Raw genomic sequence first — 15,618 nt, 5'->3', positions numbered from 1 at the left:
GACAGCGTGTCTGTCTCTTTTTTGCGTGTACAAAATAAGCACGGCATTAATCTTCTCATACCAAGGGAAAGTTGACGCTTATTCAATTATGCAATGAAACCTACAGCGAGCTGTTGTCCCGATGCTCACAGGGACGCTTGTTTGAATGCGCATATTGGTTGTTACATTCCCGTTGTTCCGCCGCAGGCCCGCGCCTGCGGTTCTTTTGTTTATCCAAGAAACTTAACAACAACGGGAGGAACGAATCTATGCGCAAACAGAATAAGAAACATCGAACGGTTAGGAAACATAAAGCGGGGCCGAACTTTTCGGGGCAGCATCTGCTGCATCACCCGCGTACAATTAAGCAACTAATTGACACGATACGGCCGCAGCCAAGCGATACCGTGCTAGAGATCGGCGCAGGCAAAGGAAGTCTTACTTTTCCGATTGCAGCAAGAGCCGGCAAGGTCATCGCTGTAGAGAATGATGCAGAGTTCGTCAGGATGCTTCGAGCCAAAGCAGAAGACCATCCTCACATTAACATTGTAGAAGCCGATTTTAGGCAAATGAGGCTGCCGGCCGCACCCTTCTGCGTGATCGCCAATATTCCGTTCTCTATCACAACGGCCATTCTCGATAAGCTGCTTGGGTTCGAAGGCAGATCATTCCAGCGAGGGGCGCTGATCCTGGAGAAAGGAGCGGCTATTCGATTTACGGAAAGAGCTACGCTGGATCCGAGGCTGCTCCTATGGAGAATGCAATTTCATTTCGACATGAGGAAGGTCATTCCGTGCACTCATTTTGCGCCGCCGCCTCGCGTTGACGCTGCTATCATTCGAGTTGCAAGAAGGGATACCTCTCTAGTCCCCGAGAAGGAAAGAAGGCGATTTGCCGCCTTCGCGTCATATCTGCTTCGTGAACCGCGACTTATGGCAGAGCATGCGCTGGGAACCATTTTCACGCCTGCGCAATTGAAAATTACATTGAGACTTGCACATGTTAGACGTGAGCAAGCAGTCGCTTCACTATCGCTTGAACAATGGGCGGCGCTCTTTCTTGCCATGCTGCAGCATGTCGCTCCTCATCGTTGGCCGAGAGGGTAAGTGTCCGGCCGAATGGCCCTGGCGATTAATTTTGAAATGCTTAATTAAACTTGAAAACCAATTGGCCTTGTTCTTCGTGTTAGAAGAAAAGGAGGGAAACGATGCGAGTGATCATGTCCATGTTGTTTACACGCAAAATGGTTGTCGAGAGTGAGCAGTCTGAGCAGTTGGACAACTCCATTCGCACAGCTTACGACCGTCATATCAATCTTGTTTATCGGATTTGCTTCTCTATGATGGGAAACAAGCCGGATGCGGAAGATGCGGCTCAATCCGTATTCATAAAGCTTATGGAATGCGGCAAATCTTTTGTTGATGTCGAGCATGAGAAGGCGTGGCTGATCGTGACTGCGCAGAATCATTGCCGCGACCTGCTCCGCAAATGGTGGAGAAAAAAGGTTGTCGATCTAGAGAGCAGTTCAATGGAGCAAGCAGCAACGAAAGCGAATATGGTTTTGACCCGCGATATGGAGGAGGAGTTAAATAAGCTTCCCGCTAAGCATCGACTAGTCTTATATCTCCATTACTATGAGGGGTATAGGATAAACGAGATTGCTATTATGCTCAAAATGAATGTGAACACAGTAAAAACGCAGATGAGAAAGGCGAGGAAACGTCTGAAATTGGAATTAGGAGAGGATGACTATGAATAAAAACGAGTTACATGCACACTTCGAGAATATGACGCCTAACGAGAGACAAAAGGCGAGGATGAGGGCGAATATTCTAAATTCCAGGCAACCGGTTGCACATACGAAAGTGTGGGCAAGGCTGCTGAGCGCCAGGTGGGCAATTCCGGCCATTTGCCTTGTGTTGGCGATCGCTGTCTTCTTAAGTGTCCCGTTCGGAGAGAAAACAACCGCGTATGCCATTGATGTAAGAATCGGGGAAGACGGACCTGCCTTCAGACTGGCGGATAATGAGAAGAGGCCAGGTGAATACGGCACAATAGTCAGCAATGTAGATTCAAGGCCTGGGTTGGAATTTTATATCGAAGGCGAGAATATCGCGAAAATAGAAATTTCTACACAGAATGAATATATTTACGCCGTGGATTGGACGAAGACGCAGGACGAGAAATTCTGGAATTCTGAGCTTTATCAAACTTTTGATGAAGAAAGCCAAATATCCAAAGCTGATTTTGGCTTGCTTTATGACAAGAAAATCACGATGAATTTCGATGAGGATTTCAACAACCACGGGGACATCTGGTACCGCTGGACGGCATGGAATATGTACAAGTGGGCAGCAGAAGATGACTATGCTCATTTTCTCGGAGCGAATCAAGCCTTGCCAGAGGACTTGACATCTCAAGAGGCGCTGGCGGCCGCTGCAGGCAACGACGGATCCGGCATCGGACATATGCAGTTGGACGAATATCCCGAGGAGCTTAAGGAAGACCAGATTACGATTGTCATTACAGATCGGGAAGGCAAGCGCACGAAGAAAGTCATTCACGTTAAAGTCAGCAACAATGAGCTGCGACAAACCGTCGTTACGGCCAGCTTAGAGGAATAAGGAGAGAATAAGCGAACGCGTCATTCTGCTGGTTTCGCAAAACAATAAAATTCCTTTACAACTAGATTGATTTCTCTTAACAAATGATTGTTAGACTCCTTGGAGATATACAGATATTGCGAGGAGAGAGAGGATCATAACATGAACATGTTAGTAAAGGAATGGCGCAAGAAAGTCATATTCTCGTTGGTCATAACGCTTCTAGGAGTGGAATTGCTCGCGGCAATGGGGGGCAAGGCCTCCGTCCATGCGGCCGACGAAAGCGATTCAATCGTGATGGTAGAAGACTTCGAAGACGAGAATGTAATTGCCGACATCAAGTTCAATCCGAAACGGATGCACGAGGCTACGCTCCATCTGGAGTCTAATCCCAAGTACGTAAGGAATGGAGCGCACTCCGCTAGAATCGACTACGACATGATCGATATCGTGGACAATCCCTCCCAGATCGAGGTTGGCTACCAAAGCGGCCATCAACCGATTTCGGGATACCCGACCAAAGTGGGCATGTGGGTGTACGGCCACAACGAAGGTCATCTTCTGACGACGAAATTCAGGGAGCTTGAAGGCAGAGGCTCCTCCTTTCAGGCCGAATTTTACGATGCGGATAACGACGGAATCAACTGGACGGGCTGGAAATATATCGAGGCCGATATTCCGCAAGGGAAACAAGGCCCGATCATTCTTGAACTCTTTTTCCAACTGAAGCAATCCGATATGAGCAAAAAAAATAAAGGCTCCATCTGGGTTGACGATATTCGCTTCATCTATGGAGAAGTGGACGAGGATAACGATGTTCCCGTTCTTACGGCAATAACACCGCTGGAAGATGAAGTATTAAAAGCCCCGCTGGCGGCCTTGCAAGTGGGGGTTGCCGACTTGGATTCCGGTCTAGACTTGACTTCATTGGCCGTACACTTGGACGGTAGGGACATTACGGCCGAAGTGCAGTATTCGCCAGATACGGGCATACTGTCCTATCCAGGCGAATCGGTGGATGGGGGCTATCATGTACTTGATATTCAGGTGAGAGACAGTAACGGCAATCCGGCGAAAAAAACGTATGCCTTCACGATCGAAGCCGGAGAACGCCTCTCCATGACGGCGCCCGAAGAGGCGGTGAGCAATGAGATCTATGCCGTTAAGGTGGGCATGAATGACTACGCGAATGCGGATTCGGCTGGATTCGAATTGGCCTATGATCCGAACACCCTTCGCTTCGAAGGGCTGGCGGAAGTCAACGGCGTTGCGGCCACTTCGACGGTCGATGACGACAAGGGGATCTTGCAAGTGAACCTGGACGGTATATCCCCGGCAACGGCCGACGATATCGTGACGGTGAACTTCAGAGTGAACTCCGCGGCTGTGCTGGAGCGAGGCGAGGCTTACAAGTCCATCACGATGAGCAGCTCCGAGCTTGCTTCTGGCGGCACGCCGACAGGCAATCCGCTTGCAACTCCCATTCGCTACACGATCGCATTCCCGTATCATCTGGAGCTGACGGGAGTCGGAATCGATACAACGACTACTTTCACGGTTACGGATCGCAATAACCAACCGTTCGAAGGAGCGGATGTTTTCTTTACGGGTCTGTTGAAGCAAAGCTCCGTCATAACGATCACCGCCGCAACGACTAACGTATACGAGGACGATGACACTTCTTCTGACAAACTGGGTGAAGCGACGGCAGGCCAACGGTATTACGCATCGGCTGAGCCTGACGACGGTTGGTTCGAGGTGATTTTGCCGGACGGTACGACATCGGGTTACATTGCCGCAACCGACGTGATCAGCCTATCGCTCAGCGGCAGTCTGGGCCGAACGAATGCCCAGGGGCAATTGACGACGGATCTCGCGACGTTGGCGCGTGGCAGCTATCAAGTGCAAGCGGTCAACGGCACGGAGAACAGCAAGGTTGTCAAATATGATGTCGTCGAACAATACGGCTCCAGCATGCCGGAATACCTTCAGACGTATGTCGCGGAAGACTTGTCGACGCAACTAAGCGTGGCATGGCAGACCAATTCGGCAACTCGGGATACGTTTATTCAATATATCGAAGCAAGCGAATGGGGAGAGGGCGAAGAGCCTGAAACTTCCCTCGTCAAAGAACAACAATCCGAGAGCGAGCTTCAAGTACTCAGCTTGAAAGAGAAGGGCAGCAAGGGCGAAATTCGCTTCCACAATGTTCTGGTCGAGAATTTGAAGCCGAATACGACTTATAACTATCGGATCGGGTATGAGGATGCTTGGTCGATATGGCACTCGTATACCACAATGGATCAAGATAAAGCTACGCCGTTTTCTTTCTTGTTCGTGACGGATTCTCATACGAAAGAAGATGATGGCTTAGAAATCTACCAGGAGCTTATGTCGAATGCCTTTACACAATATCCTTCCACGCAATTCATTATGCATGGAGGAGACATAGTGGATGCCGGCGGCGCTTTCGATGAGTGGAAACAGTTCTGGAGAGCTTCTTCGATCTATGCGACTACGTATCCATCCGCGCTTACGCTTGGGAACCACGACGTCAAGAGCGAGGGCAAGGACGTGTTTACCAAAGGCGCGAACTTCCCTATGAACGGACCGGAATCGCAAATGCAATACGCCTATGCCTACGATATCGACGATACGCATTTTGTCGTGTTGAATTCGGAAGGCACGAAAGAGCAAATGATCGATCAAGCCGCTTGGCTGCAAGAAGACCTGGAGCAAAACGACAAGAAATGGACGATCGCGATGTTCCATCGCCCTGCTTACCATACGGAAGCGGGCCGTGACACGCTTGTGGAGTACACGCAGACCTATTTTGCGCCGATCCTGGAGAAAATGGGCGTAGACTTGGTGCTGGTCGGCCACGATCATGTGTATTCGCGCACTTACCCGATGCAGGAAGGAAAGCCGAATAAGCAAACGAATGAGGGAACGGTCTACCTGGACGGCGGCGCCTCTGGCTGGAAATTTTATGATGGCTCCAAGTTTGATTACCTGGAAGAAATATTCGACGAAGATGTTCCCGTCTATTCCGCAATCCAAGTTACGCAGGACGAGATCCGCGTCGAGGCGCGCACGAGCGAAGGCGTTCTGATCGACGAGTTCTCTGTCACGAAGCCGAAGACCGAGGTGCCGTCTTTGCCTGGGTCAGGCGGCGGGGGACCTACGGTGCCAACTCCTGATGCGGATAAGGTGCTGTCCGACAAGGAAGTTACGGAAGCCATTGATGCCGGACGACTTGTGATTGATCTAAGCGGCGAAGGCGGCACGATTCAAATTCCAACCGGATTGGCTGCTCTATTTAAGCAATTAGGGGATGGAGAGGTCGTCATCACCGTGCCTAATCAGCCGAATATTGTTTTGAGCGGACAAGAGCTGAACAGACTGCTGCTGGATAATGGCAAAGCGAAGACGGTTGAACTCGTGGTTGAATATGCAACCCAAGCCGAACAACAAGCTTACGAGAATCAAATTCAAACGTCGAAAAAGACGGCAAAAGCCGCAAGCAAAGCCTTTACGGTCAAGGCAATGGCAGGCGACCAAGCGGCCAGCGTATCTTATACTCTCGGCATTAAGCCGGACGATATGACCCCTTACACGAATTTGTACGAAATCGGCAGCGACGGCAAACTGACGTTGGTTCAAGCGAATGTTGTTTTGTCCGCGGATCATCCCGAGCTGCTGACGGGGCATTCTTATGTGGCTATCGAGATTGTAACGAACTACGCGGACTTAAATCGCGATCATTGGTCGTACGATTACGTGCAACTGTTATCTGCGGCGGATCTGGTTAACGGCGTAGATTCCGAGAGGTTCGCTCCCACCGCAACGATTACCCGCGCGGAATTTACGGCGATCATCGCCAGAGCGCTGAAGCTTACAGCAAGCGGAGAGGGAACGTTTAATGACGTGGAAGCCGGGTCTTGGTACGCAGATGCAGTCAACGCTGCAGCCGAAGCGGGAATTATCAATGGTAAAAGCCCGCAGCAATTTAATCCGCATGGCAAGATTACGCGCCAGGAAATGGCGGTTATCATGAGTCGGGCTTATGCGTCCATGAACGGGAAAAGCGCGGAGAACGGTCAGACGGCAAGCTTTAGCGATATGGAGGATGCCGGGGCTTGGGCCATCGAGGCGATTGCACAGGTCGAGAAGTTAGGAATCATTCAAGGCAGCGGGAACGGCAAGTTTAATCCGCAAAACGCCTTGTCGCGCGCCGAAGCGGCTAAAGTGCTCGCCAAGCTTCTCTATCTGTAACGGGATACAAGAAAAGGCCGGCAGTTCGCTCGATGAGCGGCTGTTGGCCTTATTTTTAGTCGATGTCCTCAGGGAAGGATGAATGCTTCATCCGGATTATCCCTTTAAACGACGTCTTTTCGAATTCCAATATTTTACCCAATAATCCCCTTGTTCATCTTGAAAAAAATGAACGCCTATCAAGCTAAGGGGCGTCCAGACTTTTTTGAAATGGTAGTATGGCATGCAACTCTCCTCCATTAAACGATTCCACGTATACGCTTAATAGTATAAAAGAGGGAGTTTAAAAACAGTTTAAATGGGAGCCGAAATAACTACTGGATAGTTCAATGGAACTATCTTTTGTGATCCATTATAAACTTGTAGCCAAAACCTCGGACAGTAACGATAAAACGCGGTTTGGACGGATCCGCTTCGATCTTTTTGCGCAAATGACGGATATACACCATCACCGTACCTAAATTGCTGAGGCTATCCCATCCCCAAATCGCTTGATGCAACTCCTCCACATGAAAAACTTGATTAGGGTTTCTGAGAAAAAACTCGAGCATTTGTCTCTCTTTGGTAAACAACGGCACCGCTTCTCCGCCCACATACAGCTCGGCGGTCTTGTAATCGTACCGCCAGTTCCCCAACTCCAGCTGTTCCGAGGGCTGACCCTTCACTCTGCGAAGCAAAGCTTTGACCTTCGCTACCAATACGTTCGGATGGAAAGGCTTGAGCACATAATCATCGCCTCCCCATTCGAGTCCACGTACCATCACGTCCGCCTCTTGTTTGCTGCTAATGAAAACGATCGGCACATTGGAATGCTCGCGAAGCATGCGGCAAATCTCTATCCCGTTCATATCCGGAAGCATAATATCAAGCAGGATGAGATCTGGAGGATTTTCTTTTTTGCACTCGATAACGGCATGTAATCCTTGATCGGTTTTTAGTACATCGTATCCGGCTTGCTCTAAATACAGTCGAATCAGCTCGCTAAGATCTGGATCATCTTCTACAATCATGATTTTCTCATTTATTGACAAGCATGAACCCTCACCTTCTCATTCTATAGGCTGACGCTAATGAAACAGGAATGGCGAAGTAGAACCGGCTGCCCTCGCTCATTGCGCTCTGTACGCCCACATAGCCTCCATGTGACGCTACAATACCTTTAACAATCGCGAGTCCCAGCCCGCTTCCTTGGCGGTCACCCTTGCGAACCTGATAGAATCGTTCGAATAGATGGGGGAGATCCCTCTCCGAAATACCCGCACCGGTATCCTGAACAGTAACCTGCATATAAGGAGTTTCAGGCTTTTCCATTACAATGGTCGTATGTATCGTAATGGTTCCGCCGCCAGGCGTGAATTTTTTGGCATTAAACAATAAATTGCAAAATACTTGCTCGATCCGGCTAGGATCTACCTCTGCGCAATATTCGTCCGGGGGTACGCCTTCCAGATATTGAAATGCAATATCGCTTTCTTCTATATCCCAACGATAACTATCGACAAGTTCTTTGATGTACAAACTGGGATCGATTTGTTTCTTTTCCAGTTCGATCTGACCGGATTCGAGCCGCTCGAGCGCGATCAAATCTTGAAAGATCCGTTGCAGATACAAGGTTGTTTCATAAACCGTATGCAAATATTCCGTCTTCCCCTGAGGGACGACGCCATCAATCATGCCGCGGATGTAACCTTGAATCGAATTTACCGGATGGCCAAGCTCGTGCGAAATATCGGAAAACAACCGTCGGCGTTCTTCGTGTATGTTGGAAAGCTGCTCATAGGCTTGCTTCAGTTCGCGATGGCTGTGCTCCAGCTTATGTGTACGATCTTCTACCTGCTTATCCAGGCTTTGGTTCAGCTGAACCAGCTTGGCTGACGTCTCTTCCGCCAGATTGTACGCCCTCGCAAAGCGATTGGTAACATTAAGAGACTGTAAAATCAAGAAGGCGAGCATGCCGATGGCAGTCATATCTATCGAAACGATAATAAAGTTATAGTATAAAACATTATTTAGTACACAAATAAAAAACACACTCATTCCGATCAGATTGAACAAGGCCCCATCCTCTCTCTGCAAGGAGGCGCGAATGACAATGGCAAGGACGTAGGAGGAGATCAGTACAAGATAAGTCATCAAAACATTCATGGTTGTCGTAAAAACGGACGCCGGGCATAAAAGCACAAATAAATGATAAAAGCTTCCGGACCAAATAAAGATTGCGGCCAATCGGGGAAGTACGACGCTTCGAGCATTCATTTGTAAAAAGTAGAGAAGCGTGAATTGACTTGCCGCAACTACGGACATATACTCCAGCTTTGTGTTCCATTCCCATGAAAATTCCGGTAAGAAATAGATAAGTGTCATTTGACTGGACGAAAGGGTTCGGACAGCTACAGCAAGGCATAACACAGCAAAAAAGAAAGGGCTTTTTTCTTTTCTGTTCCAGAAGAACAAAGCGATATGGAAGATCGCCATTACAATCAAGATGCCTGCCTGTGCATTATCGACAATTAATCTTGTCTGATGATACCGCGCGATTTGATCTGCGGTGCCAAGCAAGGGAGTCGTCCAAAGCCCGCCTTTGCGTTGGACAAAGTTCGAAATATGAATTGTAATGTCCAGCCAATCCCGATTAACGGCAAAGGAAGCGGTTCGAGGCACGTTGCTGGCTACCATTTCTTCCTTATTTGCTCCTACTTGACCCACCTTCAATACCTGTTGACCGTCTATCCATAACGAATAAGCCGTCGCTACATCAGGCATATAGATCGCCAGGGGGCGGACCTGATCGGAAGTCCTCCATTCCTCAGGCAGCAACACGCGCAATCGATAAGTAGCAAGGCCGTAATCCGATCTAGGTTCGGGAAGATTTCCCCATGAGCTTGGAACCTTGACTGTTCCAAAGGAGTGCTCCGTTACTTGCAGGTTCGGATCTCCCATCGTTTCCCACTCCACCAACCAGTCCCCTTGCAATTGGACCGTTCCGTCTCTTGCGAAATCCCAGTCATTTAGCGAGAGCATCCCGTTAACGGCCTTGAGGGAGGGAGACGAGGCGGGATCAGGCAACTCTCCGGATGAAGGAACTTTAGGCTGCTCCATCGCGGATGTTAGCCAAGGCGCCATCAGAGAGATAGTAAAAAGAATAAGGGCGGACACCCATAATTTTCGAAGCATTTATGTCATCCTTTAAAGTGGTAATCGATCATAGATGCTAAAATTCGACAATTTAAACGATATTTCCTCTTTTTCCAAGCGATTAAATTCCTTTCCAACTAATTGTTTATACTCGTTCTTGGTCTATGATTGCAACGATCTGTATGCTATATTTACTTCACAAAGACTGAAAGGAGTGAGGACAATGGCTGAAATGATCAAAAATGCTTTGGTTCAAGGAGGCGTTCCTCACCGTTCACTATTCTAAGCTGTTTGGACGAATGAGCGAATGAGTTAATCGCCCCGGAAACCGAAGTGCAGGATTCCGGGGCTTTCCTATGTCTATTTTACGAATGATCTGACATTGTAAAGCCGCCGATAGAGTTTCATTTGTCGCGGCTTTTTTGTGCTGCAATCGTGATGTAAGGGTTGGAAAAGCAATAAAATTGGAGGAATGTACATTGAATTTAGTTGAACTAGGCTGGGGTCCCATGTTCCAGCAGCATTACGAACCGTACCGGGAACGCGGTTATTCGGTAGGACGTGTGATCAAAGAACATCGGCAACTGTATGATGTGGCCTCAAGCAACGGCGAGAAGCTGGCCGAACTGGCCGGCAAGCTGCGATATCATGCGATGGAGAGGGCCGATCTTCCTGCGGTCGGCGATTGGGTGGTCATGAAGGAAGAGTCGGATCGTGCGATTATTTACGCTGTTCTTCCCAGAAAAAGCAAGATGTCCCGCAATGTCGCCGGAGCCGTGACGGAGGAACAGATCGTGGCTGCCAATATAGATCAGATACTGATCGTCATGGCGCTTAATCAGGACTTTAATCTTCGCCGAATGGAACGTTACTTGCTTCTTGTCTGGGAAAGCGGGGCGAGTCCGGTCATCGTGCTGAGCAAGTCGGATCTGAGCCATGATGCAGAGAAGCAAGCCGCGCAAGTGCAGGCTATTGCGCCGGGCGTACCCGTCCACACCATTAGCGCTTTAAACACCGAAGGCATGCATGAGCTTCAGACTTATCTTGTGTTAGGGAATACACTGGCCGTGATCGGCTCGTCCGGCGTTGGCAAGTCAACGCTCATCAACGCCTTGGCCGACAAGGAACTGCAGCGGGTAAACGATATTCGGTACGGGGACGGACGAGGCAAACACACGACCACGCATCGCGAATTGATCGTACTGACTCAAGGCGGAATCATTATCGATACGCCGGGGATGCGCGAGCTGCAGTTAAACGGATCGGACGATGGGGCTGGCGCCGCATTCGAAGATATAATGGTCTTAAGCGAATCGTGCAGATACCGGGACTGCAAGCATGAACGAGAGCCTGGCTGCGCGATTCGGAGCGCAATCGCGAGCGGCGAGCTCGATGCCAAACGATATCAGAACTATGTTAAATTGGAGAAAGAGATGGCTTACGCCAAACGACGCGAGCAAGCGAAAGACAGAATGTTGAACAAAATGGATCGAAAAACGGAAAGGAGACGGGAAGTTGAATAGTTGGCAAAAACAATTTACTTTGGAGCATCTTGGGGCCGCGGCGGCTTGTTATGGCATTGCCGAACACGATATCTCCAAATTCGGCGGGTTCGAGAATCTCGTTTACGCCATGAATGACAATGGTCGAGACACCATTCTGCGAGTGACGCACGACTCGCATCGTACAGAGAGGCAATTGCAGGCGGAACTGAATTTCGTCGCCTATCTTGCAGAGCATAACGTGAACGTATGCAAACCTCTTCCTTCGCCTGGAGGTCGGCTTCTGGAGCGTATTCCTTACGAGGGCGGCACTTTCCTGCTGACTGCGTTTGAGAAAGCACCCGGCGGCCATATCCATGGAGGCCAATCGGAATGGAACGATTCCTTGTTCCAAGAGTGGGGGCGTATTACCGGGCTCATGCATGAGTGCGCTGTCAACTATTCTGTCCCTGCCGGCGAACCGGATCGGATTACGGAGGATGAGTTGCCTTACCAGCCTACCGACGCCTCCCCGGCAGAGGAGCAGTTGCTGTACCAAGCTTTCAAGAAGCGCGAGGAACAAATTCTGCGTCTGCCCCGGGAGAAGGACAGCTACGGCTTATGCCATCGCGATCTGCATCATGGCAATTTTTATGTGCATAACGGGGTCATATTCGCGTTTGATTTTGACGATTGCGGTTACGATTATTTTGTTCAGGATGTGGCTATGGCTGTCTACTATGCATCGACCTTCTCGCAATGGAGCAAACCGGCGGCAAGCAGGGAAGAGACGACCGAAAGGGCTAACCGGTTTTTTGTCGGCTTTATGGAGGGATACAATCAGATTCGCCCCATCGATTCATACTGGATGAAGCAGCTGCCTTTGTTTATCGAGAAGAGACGTATCGATTTATGCGCGATTTTATGGGAGGAATGGGGAAACGGGACGCAAGAGCAACGTCATTGGCTGCGCTGGAATATAGATGGCATTGCGGATGAGCAGCCTTGTATGGACTTGGAGCCTGGATGGTTTTGATTCAACAAAGTGGCGCACCTGGCCAAACGTGTATGAAAATTCATACACAATCCAGGCAAATAGGCCGGCACCTGGCCAAACGTGTATGAAAATTCATACACAATCCACCAAATAGGCCGGCGCCTAGCCAAATGTGTATGAAAATTCATACACAATCCCCCAAATAGGTCGGCACCTGGCAAATGGCTGTCCGAAAAGTCAGTGAAAACGAAATGCTGGACGCCCCGTTTTGGTCGAATGTTAAGTGGCAGGCATCTGCCTCGCCACTTTCCTGAAAAAGTAAAAAAGTTGGACGGAATTGCGTTTCGCCCAACTTTTTACTTATGAGACTTATTGGACAGAGCCCCTGCTTTAACTGCCCAAATTGGCGAAATGAACACGAATCGAGACGATTTCCGCCTGCGATCCGATCCGGATAGGGGGGCCCCAGAAGCCAAAACCGGAAGAGACGATGGAATGCAGCTGCCTTTTCTGCAGAAGGCCCCAATCATTTTCGAACAACATGCCGGTAATCAGATTGCCAGGCGCGACTTGTCCATAATGGGTATGTCCGGAGACCACGAGATCGATGCCCTGCTCCTCCGCGATGTCGAATTCAACCGGCTGATGCTCCAGCATAAAAATGGGTTCAGAGCGATCAATACCGTCTGTTAATGAGGCCAGCCCGGCTCTTTCCTTATCGCTGTAATCCTTCCGTCCGACCAACGTCAGCCAGCTATCCACTTGGATCGTCTCGTCGTACAGCACATCGATGCCGCTTTCCTCCAGAAGTCCGATTAACTCCTCGGTCTCTCCCTTGAACCGATCATGGTTGCCAAGCGAGGCGAACACGCCGAGAGGCGCTTCGATCTCCGATAACACGTCGCCGATCCCTTTGTCTTTGTAGGGAATAATATCGTCATCCACAATATCGCCGGGCAGCAAGACAATGTCGGGGTTAAGCGCGTTAATTTCCTTTACCATTCGTTCTGCATGGTTTCTGCCGGATAAATAACTAAAATGCATATCGGAGGCCATTACGATTTGAAGCTCGCCATTCGCCGGGCCTTCTTTGTCGATATGGATGTCATAGAAACGCACGGTCGGGCTAAACGCATTGTAGCTTCCATAACCCAGCAAGCCGACGAGCAGGATTAAAGTAACGATACCCGACCACTTCTGGACGGAGCGGCGAGGCAATCTCGTCAGCTTGGTTAGCCAGACGATTAGATGCACGAGAGGGAGCAGCATAACCAATAAGCTAAAGATGGCCAGCCAATAGCTGCCGATTACGCTTAGTATGGTGGAGCCCTCGACGATTCTGGAGAGAAAGAGAGAGCTTGCCAGGAAAACGATCGCGATGATATAGAATAGCCGGAACCTGCGAGAGACCGCCGGCTTCATCCACTTCCAGCCGCTCCAACCTATGTAGAAAACGATCAGGGCGTACAAGACGATAAATACGAGACCAATGACGATAAACATTTTGTCCTCCTTAACCTATTACTATTCTAATCCCAATTCCAAGCAATACGTAGCAGCGCCTCCATGGGTGTCATGTTGCAAACGGAAGTGGACAGATTGACGGGAATTGGAATTAGGGCGTGTCTGAATACTCCGAGGGGAGCAGATTTTGCCGAATTTTCGTTCCATGCAAGGAACTTTTGTGAAGGCGTACCGGGGGTACGTCAAGCAAAAGTGACGAAGCAGGGGGCGGAAAGGCGGTGAAAGATGCCCCAGAGCGGGTTTTCAGACACGCCCTAGTTGCATGTAATTTGGTAATGACTTACTATAAGAAACGGAGAAATTCTTGATGATACATTCGGGTATCTCCAGAAAGGGGCACAAGATGACGCACGAGGAAGAAAAAAAGAACTGGAAAAGAAACATCATTCTTTTCTTAAGCAGTCAAACGATATCGTTATTTGGTTCCGCCTTGGTTCAATACGCGATTATGTGGCATGTCACGCTGACCACCAAATCAGGACTTATGATGACGCTCTTTATTATTTGCGGGTTCATTCCCACTTTTCTGTTGTCGCCGTTCGCAGGCGTATGGGCGGATCGTTTCAACCGCAAATATCTCATTATAATTGCGGATGCGATGATTGCGGCGGTTACGCTTATTCTCGCCATCACTTTTCTAATGGGATATAATGCGACATGGCTGCTGTTTGTCATCGCCGCCGTCCGCGCGCTGGGAGCGGGTATCCAAACGCCGGCAGTAGGCGCCATATTGCCTCAGATTGTACCAGAGGACAAGCTGACCCGAGTTAACGGCATTAACGGGACGCTTCAGGCGCTTATGATGTTCGTTGCGCCCATTGTCAGCGCGTCATTGCTCACCTTTGCAACCATTGAGTTGATTCTTTTTATCGATGTCGTAACCGCAATCCTTGCGATCCTCACTTTACTTCTCTTTCTCAAGATTCCCCTGCACAAGAAGGCGACCGATAAACAATCGACTAGTTATATGGATGACTTTAAGTTGGGGTTAACCTACATTAAGAATCATAGCTTTCTTAAGCCCTTCTTTATCTTTTTCGCTTTTTTCTTCGTCTTGATGGCACCGGCTGCATTTTTGACGCCACTGCAAGTTGCGCGAAGCTTCGGGGAGGAATATTGGCGGTTAACGGCTATTGAAATTGCTTTCTCCGTCGGCATGATGGCTGGTGGAGCGATTATCGCATCATGGGGCGGTTTCCGCAACAAGGTGTACACAATGGCCTTCGCCAACCTGGTCATGGGAGTGTGTACGTTATTGCTCGGAATTATGCCTGTCTTTTGGATATACTTAATCATCATGGGGCTGTTCGGAGTAGCAATGCCTATGGCGAATACGCCGACGACGGTGCTGCTGCAGGAGAAGGTGGATCCGGACTATATGGGCCGCATCTTTGGCGTATTCGGCATGATCTCGACTTCGATGATGCCAATCGGCATGATGATCTTCGGCCCGCTGGCGGATGTGATCGAAATAGAATGGCTGCTTGCGGGAACGGGATTGTTAATCGTGGTTCTGACCTTTTTCTTCGTAGGGAACAAACGATTGATTGAGGCTGGCAAGCCGGCAGTCAAGGAAGCAACGCAAGGATAGCGACATCGGATCTCGGATTTATAAACGGCAAAA

The 15,618-nt window shown here is 49.4% G+C and carries 10 protein-coding genes; 7 read left to right on the top strand and 3 right to left on the bottom strand.

The genetic code is table 11. The annotated features are described in order from the left end of the window. Positions 1-248 precede the first annotated feature (248 nt). The 4 genes from erm (at position 249) to KJW29_RS21320 (ending at position 6,857) form a co-directional block, all read left to right on the top strand. Positions 249-1,085, top strand: a complete 837-nt coding sequence (gene erm / locus KJW29_RS21335; protein ID WP_214626096.1) for a 23S ribosomal RNA methyltransferase Erm — start codon at positions 249-251, stop codon at positions 1,083-1,085. A 101-nt stretch (positions 1,086-1,186) separates the two neighbouring features. Beyond that, positions 1,187-1,738 carry an RNA polymerase sigma factor gene (locus KJW29_RS21330; RefSeq protein WP_214626095.1) on the top strand — a complete coding sequence of 184 codons (552 nt, stop codon included), beginning with the start codon at positions 1,187-1,189 and terminating at the stop codon, positions 1,736-1,738. Further along, positions 1,731-2,603: a hypothetical protein gene (locus tag KJW29_RS21325; protein WP_214626094.1), complete on the top strand. Its 873-nt coding sequence runs from the start codon at positions 1,731-1,733 to the stop codon at positions 2,601-2,603. Before KJW29_RS21330 ends, KJW29_RS21325 begins: the two co-directional genes overlap by 8 nt. Before the next feature lie 141 nt (positions 2,604-2,744). Continuing rightward, on the top strand, positions 2,745-6,857 hold the full coding sequence (locus tag KJW29_RS21320) for an S-layer homology domain-containing protein (protein ID WP_214626093.1): 4,113 nt from the start codon (positions 2,745-2,747) through the stop codon (positions 6,855-6,857). Positions 6,858-7,192: 335 nt separating this feature from the next. Here the strand turns inward: KJW29_RS21320 and KJW29_RS21315 are convergent, their stop codons facing one another. Both KJW29_RS21315 and KJW29_RS21310 read right to left on the bottom strand, forming a co-directional pair. Further along, a complete protein-coding gene (locus KJW29_RS21315) occupies positions 7,193-7,888 on the bottom strand; it encodes a response regulator transcription factor (protein ID WP_214626092.1) in 696 nt (231 codons plus the stop codon). Between the two features lie 10 nt (positions 7,889-7,898). Further along, positions 7,899-10,031, bottom strand: coding sequence for a sensor histidine kinase (locus KJW29_RS21310; protein ID WP_214626091.1), 2,133 nt, complete (start codon positions 10,029-10,031; stop codon positions 7,899-7,901). A gap of 440 nt (positions 10,032-10,471) precedes the next feature. On the opposite strand from KJW29_RS21310, the gene rsgA reads away from it, so the two are divergent. Beyond that, entirely contained in the window at positions 10,472-11,515 is a 1,044-nt protein-coding gene (gene rsgA / locus KJW29_RS21305; RefSeq protein WP_214626090.1) for a ribosome small subunit-dependent GTPase A, read from the top strand. Beyond that, on the top strand, positions 11,508-12,509 hold the full coding sequence (locus KJW29_RS21300; RefSeq protein WP_214626089.1) for a phosphotransferase enzyme family protein: 1,002 nt from the start codon (positions 11,508-11,510) through the stop codon (positions 12,507-12,509). The genes rsgA and KJW29_RS21300 overlap by 8 nt, the downstream gene beginning before the upstream one ends. Before the next feature lie 351 nt (positions 12,510-12,860). Here the strand turns inward: KJW29_RS21300 and KJW29_RS21295 are convergent, their stop codons facing one another. Then, positions 12,861-13,973 carry a metallophosphoesterase gene (locus tag KJW29_RS21295; RefSeq protein WP_214626088.1) on the bottom strand — a complete coding sequence of 371 codons (1,113 nt, stop codon included), beginning with the start codon at positions 13,971-13,973 and terminating at the stop codon, positions 12,861-12,863. A 364-nt stretch (positions 13,974-14,337) separates the two neighbouring features. Between KJW29_RS21295 and KJW29_RS21290 the strand changes: the two genes are divergently transcribed. Then, positions 14,338-15,585 carry an MFS transporter gene (locus KJW29_RS21290; protein WP_214631248.1) on the top strand — a complete coding sequence of 416 codons (1,248 nt, stop codon included), beginning with the start codon at positions 14,338-14,340 and terminating at the stop codon, positions 15,583-15,585. The last annotated feature ends 33 nt before the right edge of the window (positions 15,586-15,618 follow it).

This window comes from Paenibacillus agaridevorans, from assembly GCF_018604145.1.
Classification (GTDB): Bacteria; Bacillota; Bacilli; order Paenibacillales; family Paenibacillaceae; genus Pristimantibacillus; species Pristimantibacillus agaridevorans.
The sequence above is the reverse complement of the archived record's forward strand: the minus strand, read 5'-3'. Positions and strand labels throughout refer to the sequence as shown.

What these genes read in the sequence shown, in the direction of transcription:
- KJW29_RS21325 (WP_214626094.1), top strand. Translation starts at nt 1,731, where the DNA reads ATGAATAAAAACGAGTTACATGCACACTTCGAGAATATGACGCCTAAC.
- KJW29_RS21295 (WP_214626088.1), bottom strand. Translation starts at nt 13,973, where the DNA reads ATGTTTATCGTCATTGGTCTCGTATTTATCGTCTTGTACGCCCTGATC.
- KJW29_RS21290 (WP_214631248.1), top strand. Translation starts at nt 14,338, where the DNA reads ATGACGCACGAGGAAGAAAAAAAGAACTGGAAAAGAAACATCATTCTT.
- KJW29_RS21320 (WP_214626093.1), top strand. Translation starts at nt 2,745, where the DNA reads ATGAACATGTTAGTAAAGGAATGGCGCAAGAAAGTCATATTCTCGTTG.
- KJW29_RS21310 (WP_214626091.1), bottom strand. Translation starts at nt 10,031, where the DNA reads ATGCTTCGAAAATTATGGGTGTCCGCCCTTATTCTTTTTACTATCTCT.
- KJW29_RS21330 (WP_214626095.1), top strand. Translation starts at nt 1,187, where the DNA reads ATGCGAGTGATCATGTCCATGTTGTTTACACGCAAAATGGTTGTCGAG.
- erm (WP_214626096.1), top strand. Translation starts at nt 249, where the DNA reads ATGCGCAAACAGAATAAGAAACATCGAACGGTTAGGAAACATAAAGCG.